Here is a 15,539-nt window from a genome sequence, read left to right as displayed (position 1 = left end):
GCGTATCTCTTACATCAGGCAGGACGGGGCTTGTTGTTTAGAGGAGTATTTAATGTCTAAATTCAATTCATTCAAAGCTGTCGCCTTGGCCGCAACATTTGCTGTTTCGGGCGGCGTAATGATGGCTGTACCTGCCGCTGCGCATCATCATGGTGCGAAACCCGCAAAAGCTGCACCGAATATTGTGGAAACAGCAATGAGCACAGGCGTGCACAATACGCTGGTCGCTGCTGTAAAAGCCGCTGGTTTGGTAGAAACACTTTCAGGACCAGGCCCTTTCACAATCTTTGCGCCAACCGATGATGCATTCGGTGAACTGCCAGATGGCACTGTCGCAACCTTGGTAAAGCCAGAGAATAAAGGCACACTCACTGGTATTTTAACGTATCATGCGGTTGCAGGCACAGTCACCGCTGGTGATCTGATTGATTTGATCGAAGCCGGTGACGGCAGCGCCACAATCACAACACTGTCTGGCGGCACGCTCACTGCTATGATTGACGACGGTTCGGTTGTGATCACCGATGCAGCTGGCCGTACCAGCACCGTTGTGCAAGCCGACGTTACCACATCAAATGGCGTGATCCACGTGACAGACGGCGTATTCTTGCCAGGCTGATCACACAACATTCCTGCGCTGCACCCACCCCCACACGCAGCGTAGATACGAACCCCGTCTGGCAGGTGAGAATCCGCCGGGCGGGGTTTAATTTTGCCGGGAAGCCCAACGCTCCGTTAGCCAAAGAATGAGCATTTGAGCGCCCAATATGCAAACACCGCCGAGCACAACCCCGGTGACGGCATCACCGTTCTGTAACTCGCTGGGGACCAGCACGCCGGCCAAGGCAATGGCTATCAGCACCGTCGACAGAACAATGGGAATATACCAAATGATCAGGCTGCGCGGCGCGAGATAAGTCGCCTTGCCAGTGATATCGAAATGCCCGGGCAAACGCTTAAATCGTCTAAATCGCCGGTTGGCCCACAGCCCCGATGCCATAATCAATAGGACGAATGGCGCGCACAGAATGAGCGGCAACCATTCCTCCGACATAATTAGGCAGCTTCTTCCTTCTCACCGCCAACAACACGGATCGGGTCTTTGTTGCCTGCTACCACATCCTTGTCGATCACGATTTCGGTCACCCCGTCCATATCGGGCAGATCGAACATCGTATCGAGCAAGATGCCTTCAACAATGGAGCGAAGGCCGCGCGCGCCGGTTTTGCGTTCGATTGCTTTCTCAGCAATCGCAACCAGTGCATCATCGTTGAATGTCAGCGCGACATCTTCCAGCTCAAACAGCTTGGCATATTGTTTTGCCAAAGCGTTTTTGGGCAGGCTGAGAATTTCCACGAGCGCATCAATATCCAAATCGCGCAGGGTGGCGATAACGGGCAAACGGCCAACAAATTCAGGGATCAGGCCGAATTTCAGCAGATCTTCCGGCTCACATTTTTCGAGCAATTCGCCGACTTTGCGCTTGTCCGGATCGGCAACATGCGCGCCGAAACCGATGCTGCGTTTCTGCAACCGGTCAGCGATCACTTTTTCAAGGCCAGCAAACGCGCCGCCGCAAATAAACAGGATGTTGGTTGTATCCACTTGCAGGAATTCCTGCTGCGGATGTTTGCGCCCGCCCTGCGGAGGAACGGAGGCAGTAGTGCCTTCCATCAGTTTCAGCAGAGCCTGCTGAACGCCCTCGCCCGATACATCACGGGTGATGCTGGGGTTTTCCGCCTTGCGGGTAATCTTATCAATTTCATCAATATAAACGATGCCGTGCTGCGCCTTGTCGACATTGTAGTCGCTCGCCTGCAGCAGTTTGAGAATGATATTCTCGACATCTTCGCCAACATAACCGGCTTCGGTAAGCGTCGTCGCATCGGCCATAGTGAATGGCACGTCGAATGTGCGTGCCAATGTTTGGGCAAGCAGTGTCTTACCGCAGCCGGTCGGGCCGACCAGCAGAATGTTGGATTTGGCAAGCTCAACTTCGCCTGCTTTGCCGCCATGTTTCAGGCGTTTGTAGTGGTTGTGAACCGCCACAGACAGAACACGCTTGGCGCGGTCTTGACCAATCACGTAATCATTCAGCGTGGTGAAGATATCCATCGGCGACGGGACTTCGCCTTCTTTGCGGCCCGTCAGACCCGCTTTGGTCTCTTCACGGATGATATCGTTACATAGTTCCACGCACTCATCGCAGATGAACACGGTCGGGCCAGCAATGAGCTTGCGCACTTCGTGCTGCGATTTCCCGCAGAAACTACAATATAGCGTAGACTTGGAGTCGGTTCCGCTCAATTTCGTCATATCCCGTATTCCCGATTCCCATGCCTGCAAATGGCATTGGGGATTCGTCCGACTCTAAAGCCGGATATTTGATAATCAACCAGCAGTATCTAGCAGAAGCCCCTTACGGAGCGCTGAAGCGACAAGGTTGCTGAAATGCTACAGTTAACGTCCCGCACAGACACATACTGTGGTGTATTACCCATGCGGGACGGAATTTTCGGCTTACTCTGGTGCGCCGCCGGCACCTTTGTCATCTGAATCCGTGCCGGGCTCTTCACCCTCCGGGCGTGTCTCAAACACTTTGTCGACGAGGCCGAATTTCATCGCCTCTTCGGCTTCCAAGAAGGTGTCACGGTCCATTGCAGCTTCAATTTTCTTGAGCGTCTGACCGGTATATTTCACATAAAGATCGTTCATCCGCGCTTTGATCCGCAGAATTTCGCGCGCCTGAATTTCGATATCAGATGCCATACCGCGTGCACCACCCGAAGGCTGGTGGATCATGATCCGTGCATTGGGCAATGCCACACGCATACCCGGTTCACCGGCTGCGAGCAGGAAGCTGCCCATTGAAGCAGCTTGCCCCATACACACGGTCGAAACGCGCGGTTTGATATATTGCATAGTGTCATGGATCGCCATGCCCGCTGTCACAACACCGCCGGGCGAATTGATATACATCGAAATCGGCTTGGAAGGATTTTCACTTTCCAGATACAGCAGCTGAGCCGTGATCAGCGATGCCATGCCGTCTTCAACCTGACCAGTCACGAACACGATCCGTTCGCGCAGCAACCGGCTGAAAATATCAAAAGCACGCTCGCCTCGGCTGGTTTGCTCTACGACTGTCGGCACCAGGGCGCCGGTCAATGGATCACGGGTAAACTGGCCCTGAGAGCCATAAGTATCGCCAAGTTGCGCGGAAAGATCGATCATGGGGTTCCTTCAAATCATCTGTTTCGATGACCTATGTCGCGACTACACCGCCGATGTTCAAGTGCGTTAACCCTGGCGGGTGTTGAAAGCCGCCTTATCAGCCCGATCCGCCATGCGCATTTGCTGCGCTTGCCATTCGTCGCTCCCACTGTTCATCCGGTCGATAGCCCCTATTCCTTTGCGCAAGATAGTTTCACCAGACTTTCACAAAGCAGCTCTGCTTGACGAGGGATTACATTGAAACAGCATCTGCTTTTTTACTGCACAAGCGGCCTCGCGCTGGCATTGTCTACTCCGGCGGCTGCACAAGAAGCAGAACCAGCCAGCGATACCGCCACTGAATTCGCGCCTGAAAACGTCTACGAACCATCCTATTTTGAACGTTTTGCCCCGCGAAATGCACTCGATATGGTGCGCCAAATTCCCGGCTTTAATTTGCAAGGCGGCGGCGATGGTGGCCGCGGACTGGGTCAGGCAGATGAAAACGTTCTGATCAATGGTGATAGGCTAACCAGCAAATCGGACAGCGCGCGCGATCAACTGGGCCGTATTCCTGCCAGCAATGTTGTTCGGATCGAAATTGTCGACGGTACGACTTTGGATATTCCAGGGCTTACGGGTCAAGTCGCCAATATCATTATTGAACAAGGCGGCATAACCGGACAATTCCGATGGGAGGGCGCGGTCCGCACTACGGAAGTTGATCCGGAATGGTATGGCGGAGAGATTTCTGTATCCGGCAGCCTGGGTGAACTCGATTTCACCGTCGCGATAGAGAACAACAACAACCGCTTCGGAGCGACCGGACCGATTGTTTTTACCGATGCAGCTGGGGCGGTTATTGAAGACACTCAAGCCGTTTTCACTGGCGCATTCGACGTTCCGCGAATTAGCGGGGCGTTTGGTTATGATTTCGGCGGCGACGTTACTGCCAATCTCAATCTCAACTATGCACGATCCTATTTTTCCCGGTTAGTGGCGGAAACGCGCGATATAACCGGGACCGGGCTGGTCCTGCGCGATGATTTGCGCAGTGGCGGTACGCCGGAATACGAGATTAGCGGTGACATCACCTTCCCCCTTGGCCCTGGCGCGCTAAAGTTGATCGCCTTGGACGCCTATGATGAAGAGCTGTCAGACAGCGTCATCATCGACACCGTGGCCAGCAGCGGAACGGCCACTGGCGACCGTTTTGTGCGTAGCGGCGGCGACGGTGAACGGATCGGCCGATTTGAATATAGCTGGCCGATGCTCGGCGGTGACTGGCAATTATCCGGTGAAGCCGCCTTTAACCGGCTGGAACGGGTCTCCGAGCTGTTCGAACTAGCCCCTGATGGCAACTTTACCGAAATTGATTTTCCGGAAGGCAGTGGCGGGGTAACCGAAGACCGGTACGAATTCATCCTGGCCTATAGCCGCCAACTCACCCCGAAATTGGCGTTGCAAGCCGCGGCTGGCGGTGAATATTCGCAGCTGAAACAAACCGGTTCAGCGGCCAATACCCGGACATTTCAGCGCCCCAAAGGCAATCTTTCATTGGCATGGCGCCCGCAAACCGGGCTGGACATCTCGGTAGAACTATTGCGCGAGGTGGGGCAGCTGTCATTCGGAGATTTCTTGGCCAATGTCTCTTTGGGTGATAACAACCAGAACGCTGGCAACAATCAACTTGTGCCCCAACAAAGCTGGGGCGTCGATGTCGAAATTAACAAAGTGCTTGGTGAAATCGGCTCAACGACGCTCACCTTGCAGCAGCGCTGGATCGAAGATTATATCGATTTGATACCGCTGATCGCTGGCGGCGAAGCGCGCGGTAATGTTCCCAGCGCGCGCAGTACCGAAATCAGCTGGAACACCACTGTTCAGCTAGACAGTTTGGGTATTTCAGGTGGCCAACTGGATTGGGAAGTAGACCTGTTTCTCAGCAGTGTACGCGATCAGCTAACCGGCGAAAACCGTGCTTTCTCCAATGCCGGTGACGTGGATATCGAGATCGACTACCGCCATGACGTGCCCGGAACCAACTTCGCTTACGGTGCGGGCCTGAATTACGAACACAGGCAACCTTCATTCCGTATTTCAGAGACAAACCTCGACTTTGAAGGACCAACATTCGCCAATATTTTTGTTGAACATAAGGATGTGTTCGGCCTGACCGTGCGCGCGACCTATGCCAATCTGTTTGGCGGACGGGAACGGACCATCCGTACCGTATTCAACGGGCCCCGGACTGATGAACAGATCGCCTTTATCGAGGACCGCAATTTGAGGATCGGCCCAATTTTCCGGTTCAGTGTCTCTGGCAACTTTTGAGCGTCTATTCCGCTGGGCTTAGAGCTGGATAGCGTCTCTGGTTCGCTTTTTCCGCCCTTTTGCGCCGAATTGCGTCAATATCCGTTTTCCCGTTGAACAGCAGCCGCGCCAAATGGAAGCGGCGCACGACATATTCATGAACAATAATCACCGTCGCAGCGGCCCCGATGGTGAGGACGGAAAATTCCAGCCAGATCGGCCACTCTACGCCGACAAGCCAACGCCCATAAACATAGACCAAGCAATGGTGGAACAGGTACATGGAAAGCGCACAATCCGCGAGCCATGCTGTCTTCGGCCCTCCATCGATAAAATAGCGATGGAAGAACTGCAAAATGAACAACACAATCGTCCAAATCGCAAGCTGGTTGGCGAACAGCATAAATAGCGAAAACAGATCACCCTGCTCCGGCGTGCTATAGGGCTGAATGATCAAAGCAATGGCAGCCGCATATGGCATCCACCCGCGCCATTTGACCAATGTGGCTAGAAATGACGGGGACAAAGCCGCCATTACACCAATCACAAAAAACGGAAATTCGCTGACCAGCTTGTACCAGCTTTGGAAGCCGGGGAAGATCGGCTCATAAGTGCCCGGCATTTGCCCTGCGACCAGATAGTTGGCGGTATTGCCGACCGCCAGCAGCACAAGAAACACGGCAAAGGCACCGCTTGATTTGGCAACCACGGCCAGCCAGTCCGGGATTGCCACAGCCTTGCTACGCAGCACAGATCCCTGTGGAACAAATTTCTGGACGAGAGCGGCAAGCAAGAACATCGGGATCAAACTGACCAGAAACCACAGATGCAAGGCCCACAATCCACTGGCCCAAACCTCGATGAAGTTGGGGCTCCCGATCCAGCCGACAAAATTTTCAGCCCCGCCGGCATCGACATAGCGCAGATATAGCTCGATCATGTTGAGGGTGAACGCAATTGTAACCAGCGGCACCCCTGTTCGCAGCAACCGGTTAAGCAGGAAATCGCCCACCGCCCTGCGCGACAGCAGCAGAACCGCAAAGAACCCGCCGACAAAAAAGAACGTTGGCGTAACAAACAGGTGAAACCCGAAAATCAACCAGTCAAAAAACTCATGCCGGGCGGTGTTCGCGGTGATCCACGGGCGGGCGGGCGCGTAGACCGTTCCGGCGTGAAGCGCGACAGACAAAAACATCAGGACGGACCGAGCGCCGTCAATATCGTGGTAATGCTGCGGCCGGGGCGCGCTGGTGGCTGTTGATGTGGTCATACTCGTTTACGGTTCACGAGTTCCCCCTTTGTAACCCGTTAACGCCTATCTCCATATTGTTTGCTCGGCGTGGCATAGTTGGAATTTGCAAAGTTTGGGTAAATCTCTGCCCCCTGTCCCCCAATGCGACAATCCATCGGGCAATCGTTACCAAAGACAAAAAAGGGCCGCGCGGCGCAATGCCGGGCGGCCCTTTTTGTTACGCTTTGAAAGCGCTTATTTCTTGGCTGCCGGCTTCTTGGCAGGGGCCTTCTTGGCCGCTGGCTTTTTCGCAGGTGCTTTTTTCGTAGCTGCTGCTTTCTTTGCCGGGGCTTTCTTCGCCGCTGGCTTGTCTGCATCATCCTTAGCAGCTGCCTTCTTGGCCGGCGCCTTCTTTGCAGCTTCTTTTTTCGCAGGTGCTTTCTTCGCCGGAGCTTTTTTCTTGGCTGCCGGTTTTTTCGCTTTCGCTTCTTCAGCAGCTTCATCTGCTTCGATCGCAGCTTCCAGCTCTTCTTTCGTGACTTCACGCTCGGTCACGTCTGCTTTTTCAAACAGGAAATCGACGACTTTATCTTCGTAAAGCGGGGCACGCAGTTGGGCAGCTGCCATTGGCTCTTGCTGAACATACTGCATGAAGCGCTCACGATCAGCTTCATTATATTGCTGAGCCGCCTGCTGGATCAGCATAGACATCTCTTGCTGAGTAACCTCAACGCCGTTCTTTTGGCCGATTTCACTCAGCAAAAGGCCCAGACGCACGCGGCGTTCGGCGATACTGCGGTAATCGTCTTTTTCCGCTTCGATTTCTTTCAGCGCGTCTTCCGGATTCTCATCCTTTGCGGCTTCTTGCTGCAATTGCGCCCAAATCTGCTCGAACTCAGCATCAACCATTTTGCTCGGAACTTCAAAATCATGGCCAGCGGCCAACTGATCAAGCAGCTGACGCTTCATTTGCGTACGGGTCAGACCGTTGGTTTCTTGCTCAAGCTGGCCTTTCAAAAGCTCTTTCAGCTTATCGAGGCTGTCGAGGCCGAGTGAGGTCGCGAAATCATCGTCGAGCTTGGTTTCTGCTTCGACTTTAACTTGCTTCACCGTGATCGCGAATTGGGCGTCCTTGCCCTTCAGGTTTTCGGCCGGATAATCTTCCGGGAAAGTCACAGTGATGGTTTTCTCATCACCGGTCTTTGCACCAGTCAACTGCTCTTCAAATCCAGGGATGAATTGACCAGAGCCAATTACCAGTGGTGCGTCTTCGGCTTTTCCGCCTTCAAACTCTTCACCATCAATGCTGCCAACGAAATCGATGATCAATTGATCGCCGTCACCAGCTTTTTTGGTTTTGGCCGCATCTTTGTAGCTTTTTTGCTGGTCAGCGATGCTTTTCAGCGATTCTTCAACCTGCTCGTCTGTAACAGGAACGGTCAGGCGCTCCAACTTCAGGCCTTCAATATCCGGCGTTTCGACTACTGGGAGAATTTCCAGTGCGACAGTCAATGTCGCGTCTTTGCCTTCTTCATAGCCTTCAGCAAGATCAACCGCTGGCTGCATCGCAGGGCGAAGTGCCTTTTCTTTCATCAGATTGTCGACTGATTCGCGGATCACATCATTGACGGTTTGCGCGTGAAGCTGCTCACCATGCATTTTCTTGACCAGATTGGCGGGTACTTTACCCGGGCGGAAGCCGGGCATTTTCACCTGCGGCGCAATCTTCTTCACTTCAGCATCGATTCGCGAAGCGATGTCTGCTGCCGAAATGACAACTTCATAAGCGCGCGAAAGGCCTTCGTTGGTGGTCTCTTTGATTTGCATGGCGGGCACTAAAACCTTTTCAAAATCTCAAACATTATAACTGTGTCGGTCGAGGGCTACAGCGCTGTTCTGGTGCGGGCGAAGGGACTCGAACCCCCACATCGTAAGATACTGGTACCTAAAACCAGCGCGTCTACCAATTCCGCCACGCCCGCAACTTGAACAACGCCGCGCGCACACGCCGAATGGGCGCGAACCTCGCGAGCAAGGGCGTGCCCTTAAAAGGACATGGGCAAAAGGGCAAGCAGACTGTTGGGCATTAGGCCGCAAATTTGCCAGATATTATGATCATTGCATTCTTGCCCCCGCTGCCTTGGGTCACTACAGCGCAAAAATGACTGAAGAAAACGCCCCAGAAACGCCCGAAACAACACCGGAAACCGCGACCACTGCTGGACCGGATGTCCCGCCTGATCGCCTTTCGGTGAACCCGCGCAGCAAATTATTCGACAGCGAAGTGTTGCAACGCGGCGTCGGCATCCGCTTCAAAGGGACCGAGCGCACCAACATCGAAGAATATTGCATTTCCGAAGGTTGGGTGCGTGTTCAGGCAGGCAAAACGCTGGATCGCAAAGGCAACCCTTTGACGCTTAAGCTGAAGGGCCCTGTCGAAGCATGGTTTGAAGATCTGGGCGACGAACCGCCCGTCGCCAAGGCCGATTAAAATCTAGCGGTCATATTTGGCGATGATAGACGCGAAGTCATCAACGCTATTCCTTGACGCTGGCCGGCCGCGCGCAACCGGGCGACTGACTGCCGGACGCACGCTGGCCCGTGCGGGTGAAACCGATGTGTTTAGATCCGCAAAGGCATTCTGAAACGGCTTGGACGGCTTCCGGTTGACTGTTGGAACCGGCGCTACCCTGCGCGGCGCGGACGGGGTTGCCGATCGAGCCACTGTAGCCGCGCGGCCAAAATTAGGTCCTTTATCCGAATAGATGAAGCCGTGCACTGGCCATGCCGTTTTGCCCAAGGCTTGTATCGGATGATACCACACCCGGACTTGGCTCCAGTCGTTCGCGCGCGACACATCAATAGCCCGCACATCATTTTCAATCTGCCCGCGGCGGCCATTGATCGGTGACCAATTGGCGTGGCGCAGCAGAACTGTGCGTTTATCGATGACCTTGCTGACCGCTGCAACGTGGCCCAGCCGCATATTGCGGTGGGGTTGGAATGCCATCACAGCACCCACTTTTGGGCGATTCCCACGCTTGAAGCGCCCTTCTGCCTTGTCCCACCACTCATGGGCGTTGCCGTAAATCTGAACGCCCGACTGCTCGCGTGCATACGGCACACATTGCAGGTAGGGAGGGAGTTCAACGCTGCCGCGCCCTGCACTCCGAAATGGGTCAGAAGATTCTGCCGATGCGGGTGCGGCCGATAGCCCTGTAAGGGTCAAAGCGCTCAGGGCGATGAGTTGTGTAACGCGACGTATCATGCATCCCTAATGACGCATTAGTCTTGCTGCATAGCTGCGCAGTAGGGTTAACGTGAACTAACCATAACAAGGCCAATCAGCAGGAATACTTGCCATTCGGGTAAGAACACGCCACCTGCGCTGACATCATGCTCCCACAAGTCATCATTATTGGTCGCCCGAATGTCGGCAAATCGACCCTGTTCAACCGTCTGGTCGGCAAAAAGCTCGCTTTGGTGGACGATCAACCTGGCGTAACACGCGACCGGCGCAGCGGTGACGCTGAGATTGCCGGGCTGAAATTCCAAGTCGTCGACACTGCTGGTTGGGAAGATGATGACCCCGACACGCTACCGGGCCGGATGCGCAAACAGACGGAAGTTAGTTTGGTTGGCGCTGATGCTGCCATGATGGTGATTGATGCCCGCGCTGGTGTGACCACGCTGGACGAAGAAATTGCCTTATGGCTGCGGAACCAGAAAGTTCCAGTGGTGATGGTCTGTAACAAGGCAGAGGGTAAAGCCGCCGAAGCAGGCATTTACGAAAGTTATGCGCTGGGCTTTGGTGATCCGGTGCCGGTTTCTGCTGAGCATGGCGAAGGCATTGCCGACCTGTTCGGCGCGTTATGGCCAATCATCGGTGACAGTGAAGCCCGCATCCAAGCTGAAGAAGCCGCTGCCGATTATACCAAGCAACAAAACGAGATTGCCGCACGGGCCGCCGCCGAGGAAGCGGGCGAAGAATATGTTCCGGAAGAGGAAGATCTATCAGCCCCACTGAAGCTGGCGATTGTTGGCCGGCCCAATGCAGGCAAAAGCACTCTGATCAACCGATTGCTGGGTGAAGATCGCCTACTCACTGGCCCAGAGGCCGGTATTACGCGCGATTCGATTGCAGTGGACTGGGTGTGGCATGATCCCGCGATGGGCGAAGATCGGGAAATACGGCTGATCGACACTGCGGGAATGCGCAAGCGGGCCAAAGTGACAGAAAAGTTGGAACGGCTTGCTGTCCAAGATGCCAAACTTGCAATCGACTTCGCAGAAGTGGTTGTGTTGCTGCTCGACGCGACACAGGGTTTGGAACACCAGGACTTGAAAATCGCCAGCCAGACGCTTGAAGAAGGCCGTGCGCTGATGATCGCCATCAATAAGTGGGACATCGCCGAAGATGCCTCCAGCCTGTTCAACGGCGTGCGTGAAGCGCTCAACGAAGGATTGTCGCAAGTGCGCGGTGTGCCGCTTTTCGCGGTGTCCGCCAAAACCGGCAAAGGGCTCGACACTATGCTTGGCGCAGCCTTTACCCTGCGGGCCAGCTGGTCCAAGCGTGTGCCAACCGCTGGCCTGAACCGGTGGTTTGAAGACGCCATCAATGCCAATCCGCCCCCTGCCCCCAAAGGCAAGCGGATCAAGATGCGCTATATCACCCAATCGAGCACCCGGCCGCCACGCTTTATTGTGTTCGGCAATCGCTTGGAAATGCTGCCGACCAGCTATGAACGCTATTTAATCAACGGCATCCGCAAGAATCTGGGCTTTGATAGCGTACCCGTTCGGATCACGTTCAAGGGGTCATCAAACCCGTATCACGTGCGACAGCAAGCCAGTAAACAGGAACGCACGAAGGGCTAATGCAGGCTGGCCCAGGATTGGCCCAGCCTGCCTAACCCGTCAGCTATCACTCGCCCGCAGGCTTGCTTTGCAGCTGAACGTAATTTTCCAGCCCCATACGTTCGATCATATCGAATTGGGTTTCCAAGAAATCGACATGCTCTTCTTCGCTGGCAAGAATACCCGCCAACAAATCGCGTGTCACATAGTCGCGCACTTTGTCACAATGTTCGATCGCGTCTGTCAGCAGCGGACATGCGTCATGCTCAACCGCGAGATCGGCCTTGAGGATTTCTTCCACTGTCTCACCGACACGCAGATTATGAATCGCCTGGAAGTTTGGCAGACCGCCCAAGAACAAAATGCGTTCCGCCAATTGATCAGCGTGTTTCATCTCATCAATCGATTCGTGACGCTCATACTCCGCGAGCCGGGTCACACCCCAATCATCGAGAACCCGATAGTGTAGCCAATATTGATTGATGGCAGTCAGCTCGTTGGTGAGTGCCTTGTTTAGAAATTCGATTACTTTTGCGTCGCCCTTCATGGCACGTCTCCTGAATAGCCCGTCTGCGCCATATATGACCGCGAAGCTCTATTCTGGCAAGAGTGACATATCCAAAAAATGGCGGAATTCAGCCACTTGCGAGTGATTTGCGTTAGACTAGAAACCTACTCTGCATAGGCAGGCATAAGAGCCATTTCCCGCTCTTCAGACACAATCGCATTAGCAGCCTCTAGGCATTGGCCGCAGTTCGGACGCTTGCCCATACACGCATATACCGCCTCTGCATCGCCTGCATTCTGACAAGCGGCACCGCGCAAATCAGTCTCTTTAATGGCATTGCAAATACAGATGTACACGGTGGCAATCTCCTTCAATATGGAAAGAGTTAATGCGACTTACTCTCAATAGCAAGCCTGTTTGTCACCTTTTTGGGCAAAAAAATGCCCTCCCCGTGAAGGGAGGGCAGTTCTCGCTGGAGGAAAATAAATTTCTATCGGGGCGTTTTTTAACGTGCCGCCATCCGGACACCGCGATCTACAGCGCCTGGGAGCGGCTGAGCAGCGGCCCAAGTGATGCAGCCATTGCCAGATGCCTTGACCTTGGAGCAGACCGAATTGGCGCTAGCACGCTGATCAAAACCACCGGCAGACACGCGGAAATACGTTTTACCGCGCACTTTGGCCTGCGTGATAACCATTTTGTATTTGCTAAGCTGCGGGAAGTCTTTGGCATAAATGCCCCAAGCCCGCTTTGCACCCGCTTCGCTAGAGAAGGACCCGAGTTGAATAAGGTGGTCGCCAGCCACTGGCGCGCTGCTGGCCGTCGCTGCGGATGTGGCTGTAGTAGCACCCAGACGCGCAGGCATTTTCTGCACGACAGGGTCAGACACGAATTTCACAGCGCTGGCAGTGACTTCAGCCAGAGTAGCACCTGTTGGTGCTTTGGTGGCGAAGGCATCCTGGAAGCTTTCAGGTTTCGCCACCGATGAAGCGGCATAATCCTGAGCGGCCTTAACCGGCTCAACCGTTGTTGATGGTCCGCTTACGGGCATCAATTCACCGCCCAAAGGTGGCAGCTCGTAATTCGGTGTTGATGCGGGCGCAGCTGCGACTTTCGGTGAAGAATCTACCAGGGCAGACGCTTCTGCTGCCAGTTGTTCTGCGCCGACACTGTTTGTTAGTGCCAATTGGGTAGGCTGGCCGCCATCCCAAACAACAGGCACTTCCAGAAGGTTGGCTACCCGCTGCTGGAAAGCCTCCGGGTTGGCAGTTTCTGCCCATTGACCGATGCGGTCATCAATTTGGTCCGCAGGAACATCTTCTGCCGCCATCAGACGCGCAGCGCGCCAATCGCCTTGCAACGCATAGGAATATGCGAGGTTCTGGCGAACTTTGGCAGTGTTCTGGCCGCCGCGAAGGGCATTCCCCAAAACATGCACACCGCGTTGCGGTTGGCCCGCCAGAGCGAATGCCAGACCCAAATCTGCAGGATCAATATCATCGCGCCAATCATCAAGCACAGCCAATGCGGCTTTGTTATCGCCTGCTGCAACTGCCGCCAGTGCATAGCTCAGCGCAGTACGCGGGCTGTTATCGCCCAGTGACATCGCATCTTTGAAGCTGGTTGCCGCCGATTTGAAACGCCCCGCTTCCATATAGGTAGCACCCAGCATGGCGCGATATGCCGCGTTGCGCGGTTCGGCTAATACGGCTTGCTCAGCATGGCTAAGAGCGGAATTGGTATCGCCTTTCACCAATGCCTGCTGCGCCTGCCCTGCTGACACGGCAGCAACGGGTGCCGCCTTAGTCGCACAGCCGCCCAGTGCGCTTGTCGCAAGCGCAGTTGTGACAGCAAGCAGGATAGCCCGTTTCTGAGTGGCCTTATGTGGCGCAGTCTTAAGCATGGTCGTTACCCCTAGTTAGTCGTTCAGTCAGCGCCGCGCACTTGTGCGGCCAGTGAATCTACATCATTCATACTTCCGAGCAGCTGATCGAGCGCCTCGGTTACTAATTGTTGTGCGCTCCGGCCCCGCAAAGTGCAGGCCAGGCGCAGTTTTAGATGGCGATCTGCATCGAGACGCAGAGTAAACGCAGCCCGTTTGCCGCGCTGCAGCGCAGGGCGCCGTTTACGTTCGCTACGCACCAACTGGGCAGCGTTGACCTTAGGTGCGGCTGCCGCAACCGGTGCAGGTTCAGCGACTTGAGCTGGCGCAACTGCGCTGGCTTCGGGTGCCGCATCACCTCGGTCCGCTTCTGGACGGTCTGCTTCCAGACGATCCGCAATTTCTTGCTGTTGGCGAAGTACATTAGGCTTTTGGGCAAGCAGCGGCGTATCCAGAGCGGCTGCAAGCTCTTGCGCGTGCTCCGCTTCCTCGGCTTCATCAACCGAACCACTGGTCGCCGGGCTGAGCTGAAGGACATCGGCTGGACGTTGGTGAGAAGCAGGTGCTGCTTCCTCCACGTCGTCACCCATATCATTCCATCCCAGATCTTCTAGGTTTTGGGCAGCTGCTCCAGCCCCCGGCAGAACACCGACCTGCCGCCGCATGGCTGGCTTTGCGCCGCCTTTCCGGGCCAGAAGGCTGGGTCCTAAAGATGCAAAATTATCGCTCATCGTGTTTGGCCTGCCCTCAAGATTACTGAGCTACGCGGCGGCCAAAGCCACCTGCTGAGCGATGCGCCGGGGCGGCTTGGGAAATAGAGTTAGGCGCCGCAAACACTGTGCGGCGGAAGTTCTTTTCAAGACGGTCGGCCATGTAGTTCCACAGGGCGGTCACCTCGGCAGCAGAGCGGCTGTCAGGGTCGACTTCCATTACGGTACGGCCATCAATCATCGAGGCTGCAAAGTCCGTACGGTGATGCAGTGTAATCGGGGCAACGGTGCCGTGCTGCGACAAAGCGACAGCGGCTTCCGACGTAATTTTTGCTTTGGGAGTGGCAGCGTTGACGACAAACACCAAAGGCTTGCCAGCGCGTTCACACAGATCAACAGTCGCACCCACGGCGCGCAGATCATGCGGGCTTGGCCGAGTGGGCACAACGATCAACTCGGCAACGCCGATGACCGATTGAATAGCCAACGTGATTGCTGGCGGCGTATCAATAACAGCCAGTTTAAATCCTTGTTGACGCAAAACTTGAAGGTCATTCGCCAAGCGAGCCACCGTAGTTTGCGCAAATGCGGGATAGTCATCTTCGCGCTCGTTCCACCAATCGGCGAGCGAACCCTGAGGATCAATATCGATCAGTACGACCGGTCCAGCTCCGGCGCGTTGCGCCTGAACTGCCAGATGCCCTGACAAGGTGGTCTTACCTGATCCACCCTTCTGCGATGCCAATGCTAATACACGCAAGGCCTGTTCCCCTGATAATCCGTTTTACATTCCGCTCATTGCGGGTCGTGTTAGGAGATCGCAGG

At 54.9% G+C, this 15,539-nt stretch carries 15 protein-coding genes and 1 tRNA gene; 4 read left to right on the top strand and 12 right to left on the bottom strand.

The genetic code is table 11. The features are described from left to right. Window positions 1-52 precede the first annotated feature (52 nt). Window positions 53-619: a fasciclin domain-containing protein gene (locus HKD42_RS01270; RefSeq protein WP_170009552.1), complete on the top strand. Its 567-nt coding sequence runs from the start codon at window positions 53-55 to the stop codon at window positions 617-619. 87 nt (window positions 620-706) lie between these two features. On the opposite strand, the gene HKD42_RS01265 is transcribed toward HKD42_RS01270, so the two are convergent. The 3 genes from HKD42_RS01265 to HKD42_RS01255 all read right to left on the bottom strand — a co-directional run bounded on the left by HKD42_RS01265 (window position 707) and on the right by HKD42_RS01255 (window position 3,234). After that, window positions 707-1,054 (bottom strand): hypothetical protein, encoded by a 348-nt coding sequence (locus HKD42_RS01265; protein ID WP_170009550.1) that lies wholly within the window; start codon window positions 1,052-1,054, stop codon window positions 707-709. Window positions 1,055-1,056: 2 nt separating this feature from the next. Beyond that, window positions 1,057-2,316 carry an ATP-dependent Clp protease ATP-binding subunit ClpX gene (clpX, locus tag HKD42_RS01260; RefSeq protein WP_170009548.1) on the bottom strand — a complete coding sequence of 420 codons (1,260 nt, stop codon included), beginning with the start codon at window positions 2,314-2,316 and terminating at the stop codon, window positions 1,057-1,059. Between the two features lie 204 nt (window positions 2,317-2,520). Then, the gene (locus HKD42_RS01255; protein ID WP_170009546.1) at window positions 2,521-3,234 is read right to left on the bottom strand and encodes an ATP-dependent Clp protease proteolytic subunit; all 714 of its coding nucleotides are present in this window, start codon (window positions 3,232-3,234) and stop codon (window positions 2,521-2,523) included. A gap of 237 nt (window positions 3,235-3,471) precedes the next feature. On the opposite strand from HKD42_RS01255, the gene HKD42_RS01250 reads away from it, so the two are divergent. Then, window positions 3,472-5,547: a TonB-dependent receptor plug domain-containing protein gene (locus tag HKD42_RS01250; protein WP_246236636.1), complete on the top strand. Its 2,076-nt coding sequence runs from the start codon at window positions 3,472-3,474 to the stop codon at window positions 5,545-5,547. Window positions 5,548-5,551: 4 nt separating this feature from the next. Here HKD42_RS01250 and HKD42_RS01245 read toward each other — a convergent pair whose 3' ends face one another. From HKD42_RS01245 to HKD42_RS01235, 3 genes are all read right to left on the bottom strand, one after another. Beyond that, the gene (locus tag HKD42_RS01245) at window positions 5,552-6,796 is read right to left on the bottom strand and encodes an acyltransferase family protein (protein ID WP_170009544.1); all 1,245 of its coding nucleotides are present in this window, start codon (window positions 6,794-6,796) and stop codon (window positions 5,552-5,554) included. A gap of 216 nt (window positions 6,797-7,012) precedes the next feature. Next, window positions 7,013-8,584: a trigger factor gene (gene tig / locus HKD42_RS01240; RefSeq protein WP_170009542.1), complete on the bottom strand. Its 1,572-nt coding sequence runs from the start codon at window positions 8,582-8,584 to the stop codon at window positions 7,013-7,015. A gap of 70 nt (window positions 8,585-8,654) precedes the next feature. After that, window positions 8,655-8,739, bottom strand: a tRNA-Leu gene (locus HKD42_RS01235). A 179-nt stretch (window positions 8,740-8,918) separates the two neighbouring features. Here HKD42_RS01235 and HKD42_RS01230 point away from each other — a divergent pair. Then, window positions 8,919-9,248: a DUF3297 family protein gene (locus HKD42_RS01230; protein WP_170009540.1), complete on the top strand. Its 330-nt coding sequence runs from the start codon at window positions 8,919-8,921 to the stop codon at window positions 9,246-9,248. Between the two features lie 3 nt (window positions 9,249-9,251). Here the strand turns inward: HKD42_RS01230 and HKD42_RS01225 are convergent, their stop codons facing one another. Next, on the bottom strand, window positions 9,252-10,025 hold the full coding sequence (locus HKD42_RS01225; protein WP_170009538.1) for a CHAP domain-containing protein: 774 nt from the start codon (window positions 10,023-10,025) through the stop codon (window positions 9,252-9,254). 128 nt (window positions 10,026-10,153) lie between these two features. Here HKD42_RS01225 and der point away from each other — a divergent pair, with 128 nt between their 5' ends. Beyond that, window positions 10,154-11,635 carry a ribosome biogenesis GTPase Der gene (der, locus tag HKD42_RS01220; RefSeq protein ID WP_170009536.1) on the top strand — a complete coding sequence of 494 codons (1,482 nt, stop codon included), beginning with the start codon at window positions 10,154-10,156 and terminating at the stop codon, window positions 11,633-11,635. Between the two features lie 46 nt (window positions 11,636-11,681). On the opposite strand, the gene bfr is transcribed toward der, so the two are convergent. The 5 genes from bfr to HKD42_RS01195 form a co-directional block, all read right to left on the bottom strand. After that, on the bottom strand, window positions 11,682-12,161 hold the full coding sequence (gene bfr / locus HKD42_RS01215) for a bacterioferritin (protein ID WP_170009534.1): 480 nt from the start codon (window positions 12,159-12,161) through the stop codon (window positions 11,682-11,684). Between the two features lie 125 nt (window positions 12,162-12,286). Beyond that, a complete protein-coding gene (locus tag HKD42_RS01210) occupies window positions 12,287-12,478 on the bottom strand; it encodes a (2Fe-2S)-binding protein (protein WP_170012001.1) in 192 nt (63 codons plus the stop codon). A gap of 149 nt (window positions 12,479-12,627) precedes the next feature. Then, window positions 12,628-14,025, bottom strand: coding sequence for an SPOR domain-containing protein (locus HKD42_RS01205; RefSeq protein WP_170009532.1), 1,398 nt, complete (start codon window positions 14,023-14,025; stop codon window positions 12,628-12,630). Between the two features lie 23 nt (window positions 14,026-14,048). Continuing rightward, window positions 14,049-14,735, bottom strand: coding sequence for a hypothetical protein (locus HKD42_RS01200; protein WP_170009530.1), 687 nt, complete (start codon window positions 14,733-14,735; stop codon window positions 14,049-14,051). A gap of 22 nt (window positions 14,736-14,757) precedes the next feature. Next, window positions 14,758-15,474: a ParA family protein gene (locus HKD42_RS01195; RefSeq protein WP_170009528.1), complete on the bottom strand. Its 717-nt coding sequence runs from the start codon at window positions 15,472-15,474 to the stop codon at window positions 14,758-14,760. Window positions 15,475-15,539 lie beyond the last annotated feature (65 nt).

It is taken from the genome of Pontixanthobacter rizhaonensis (assembly GCF_012972675.1).
Taxonomy (GTDB): Bacteria; Pseudomonadota; Alphaproteobacteria; order Sphingomonadales; family Sphingomonadaceae; genus Pontixanthobacter; species Pontixanthobacter rizhaonensis.
This window is presented reverse-complemented; position numbering and strand designations above follow the sequence as displayed.

What these genes read in the sequence shown, in the direction of transcription:
- HKD42_RS01270 (WP_170009552.1), top strand. Translation starts at nt 53, where the DNA reads ATGTCTAAATTCAATTCATTCAAAGCTGTCGCCTTGGCCGCAACATTT.
- HKD42_RS01265 (WP_170009550.1), bottom strand. Translation starts at nt 1,054, where the DNA reads ATGTCGGAGGAATGGTTGCCGCTCATTCTGTGCGCGCCATTCGTCCTA.
- clpX (WP_170009548.1), bottom strand. Translation starts at nt 2,316, where the DNA reads ATGACGAAATTGAGCGGAACCGACTCCAAGTCTACGCTATATTGTAGT.
- HKD42_RS01255 (WP_170009546.1), bottom strand. Translation starts at nt 3,234, where the DNA reads ATGATCGATCTTTCCGCGCAACTTGGCGATACTTATGGCTCTCAGGGC.
- HKD42_RS01245 (WP_170009544.1), bottom strand. Translation starts at nt 6,796, where the DNA reads ATGACCACATCAACAGCCACCAGCGCGCCCCGGCCGCAGCATTACCAC.
- tig (WP_170009542.1), bottom strand. Translation starts at nt 8,584, where the DNA reads ATGCAAATCAAAGAGACCACCAACGAAGGCCTTTCGCGCGCTTATGAA.
- HKD42_RS01230 (WP_170009540.1), top strand. Translation starts at nt 8,919, where the DNA reads ATGACTGAAGAAAACGCCCCAGAAACGCCCGAAACAACACCGGAAACC.
- HKD42_RS01225 (WP_170009538.1), bottom strand. Translation starts at nt 10,025, where the DNA reads ATGATACGTCGCGTTACACAACTCATCGCCCTGAGCGCTTTGACCCTT.
- der (WP_170009536.1), top strand. Translation starts at nt 10,154, where the DNA reads ATGCTCCCACAAGTCATCATTATTGGTCGCCCGAATGTCGGCAAATCG.
- bfr (WP_170009534.1), bottom strand. Translation starts at nt 12,161, where the DNA reads ATGAAGGGCGACGCAAAAGTAATCGAATTTCTAAACAAGGCACTCACC.
- HKD42_RS01205 (WP_170009532.1), bottom strand. Translation starts at nt 14,025, where the DNA reads ATGCTTAAGACTGCGCCACATAAGGCCACTCAGAAACGGGCTATCCTG.
- HKD42_RS01200 (WP_170009530.1), bottom strand. Translation starts at nt 14,735, where the DNA reads ATGAGCGATAATTTTGCATCTTTAGGACCCAGCCTTCTGGCCCGGAAA.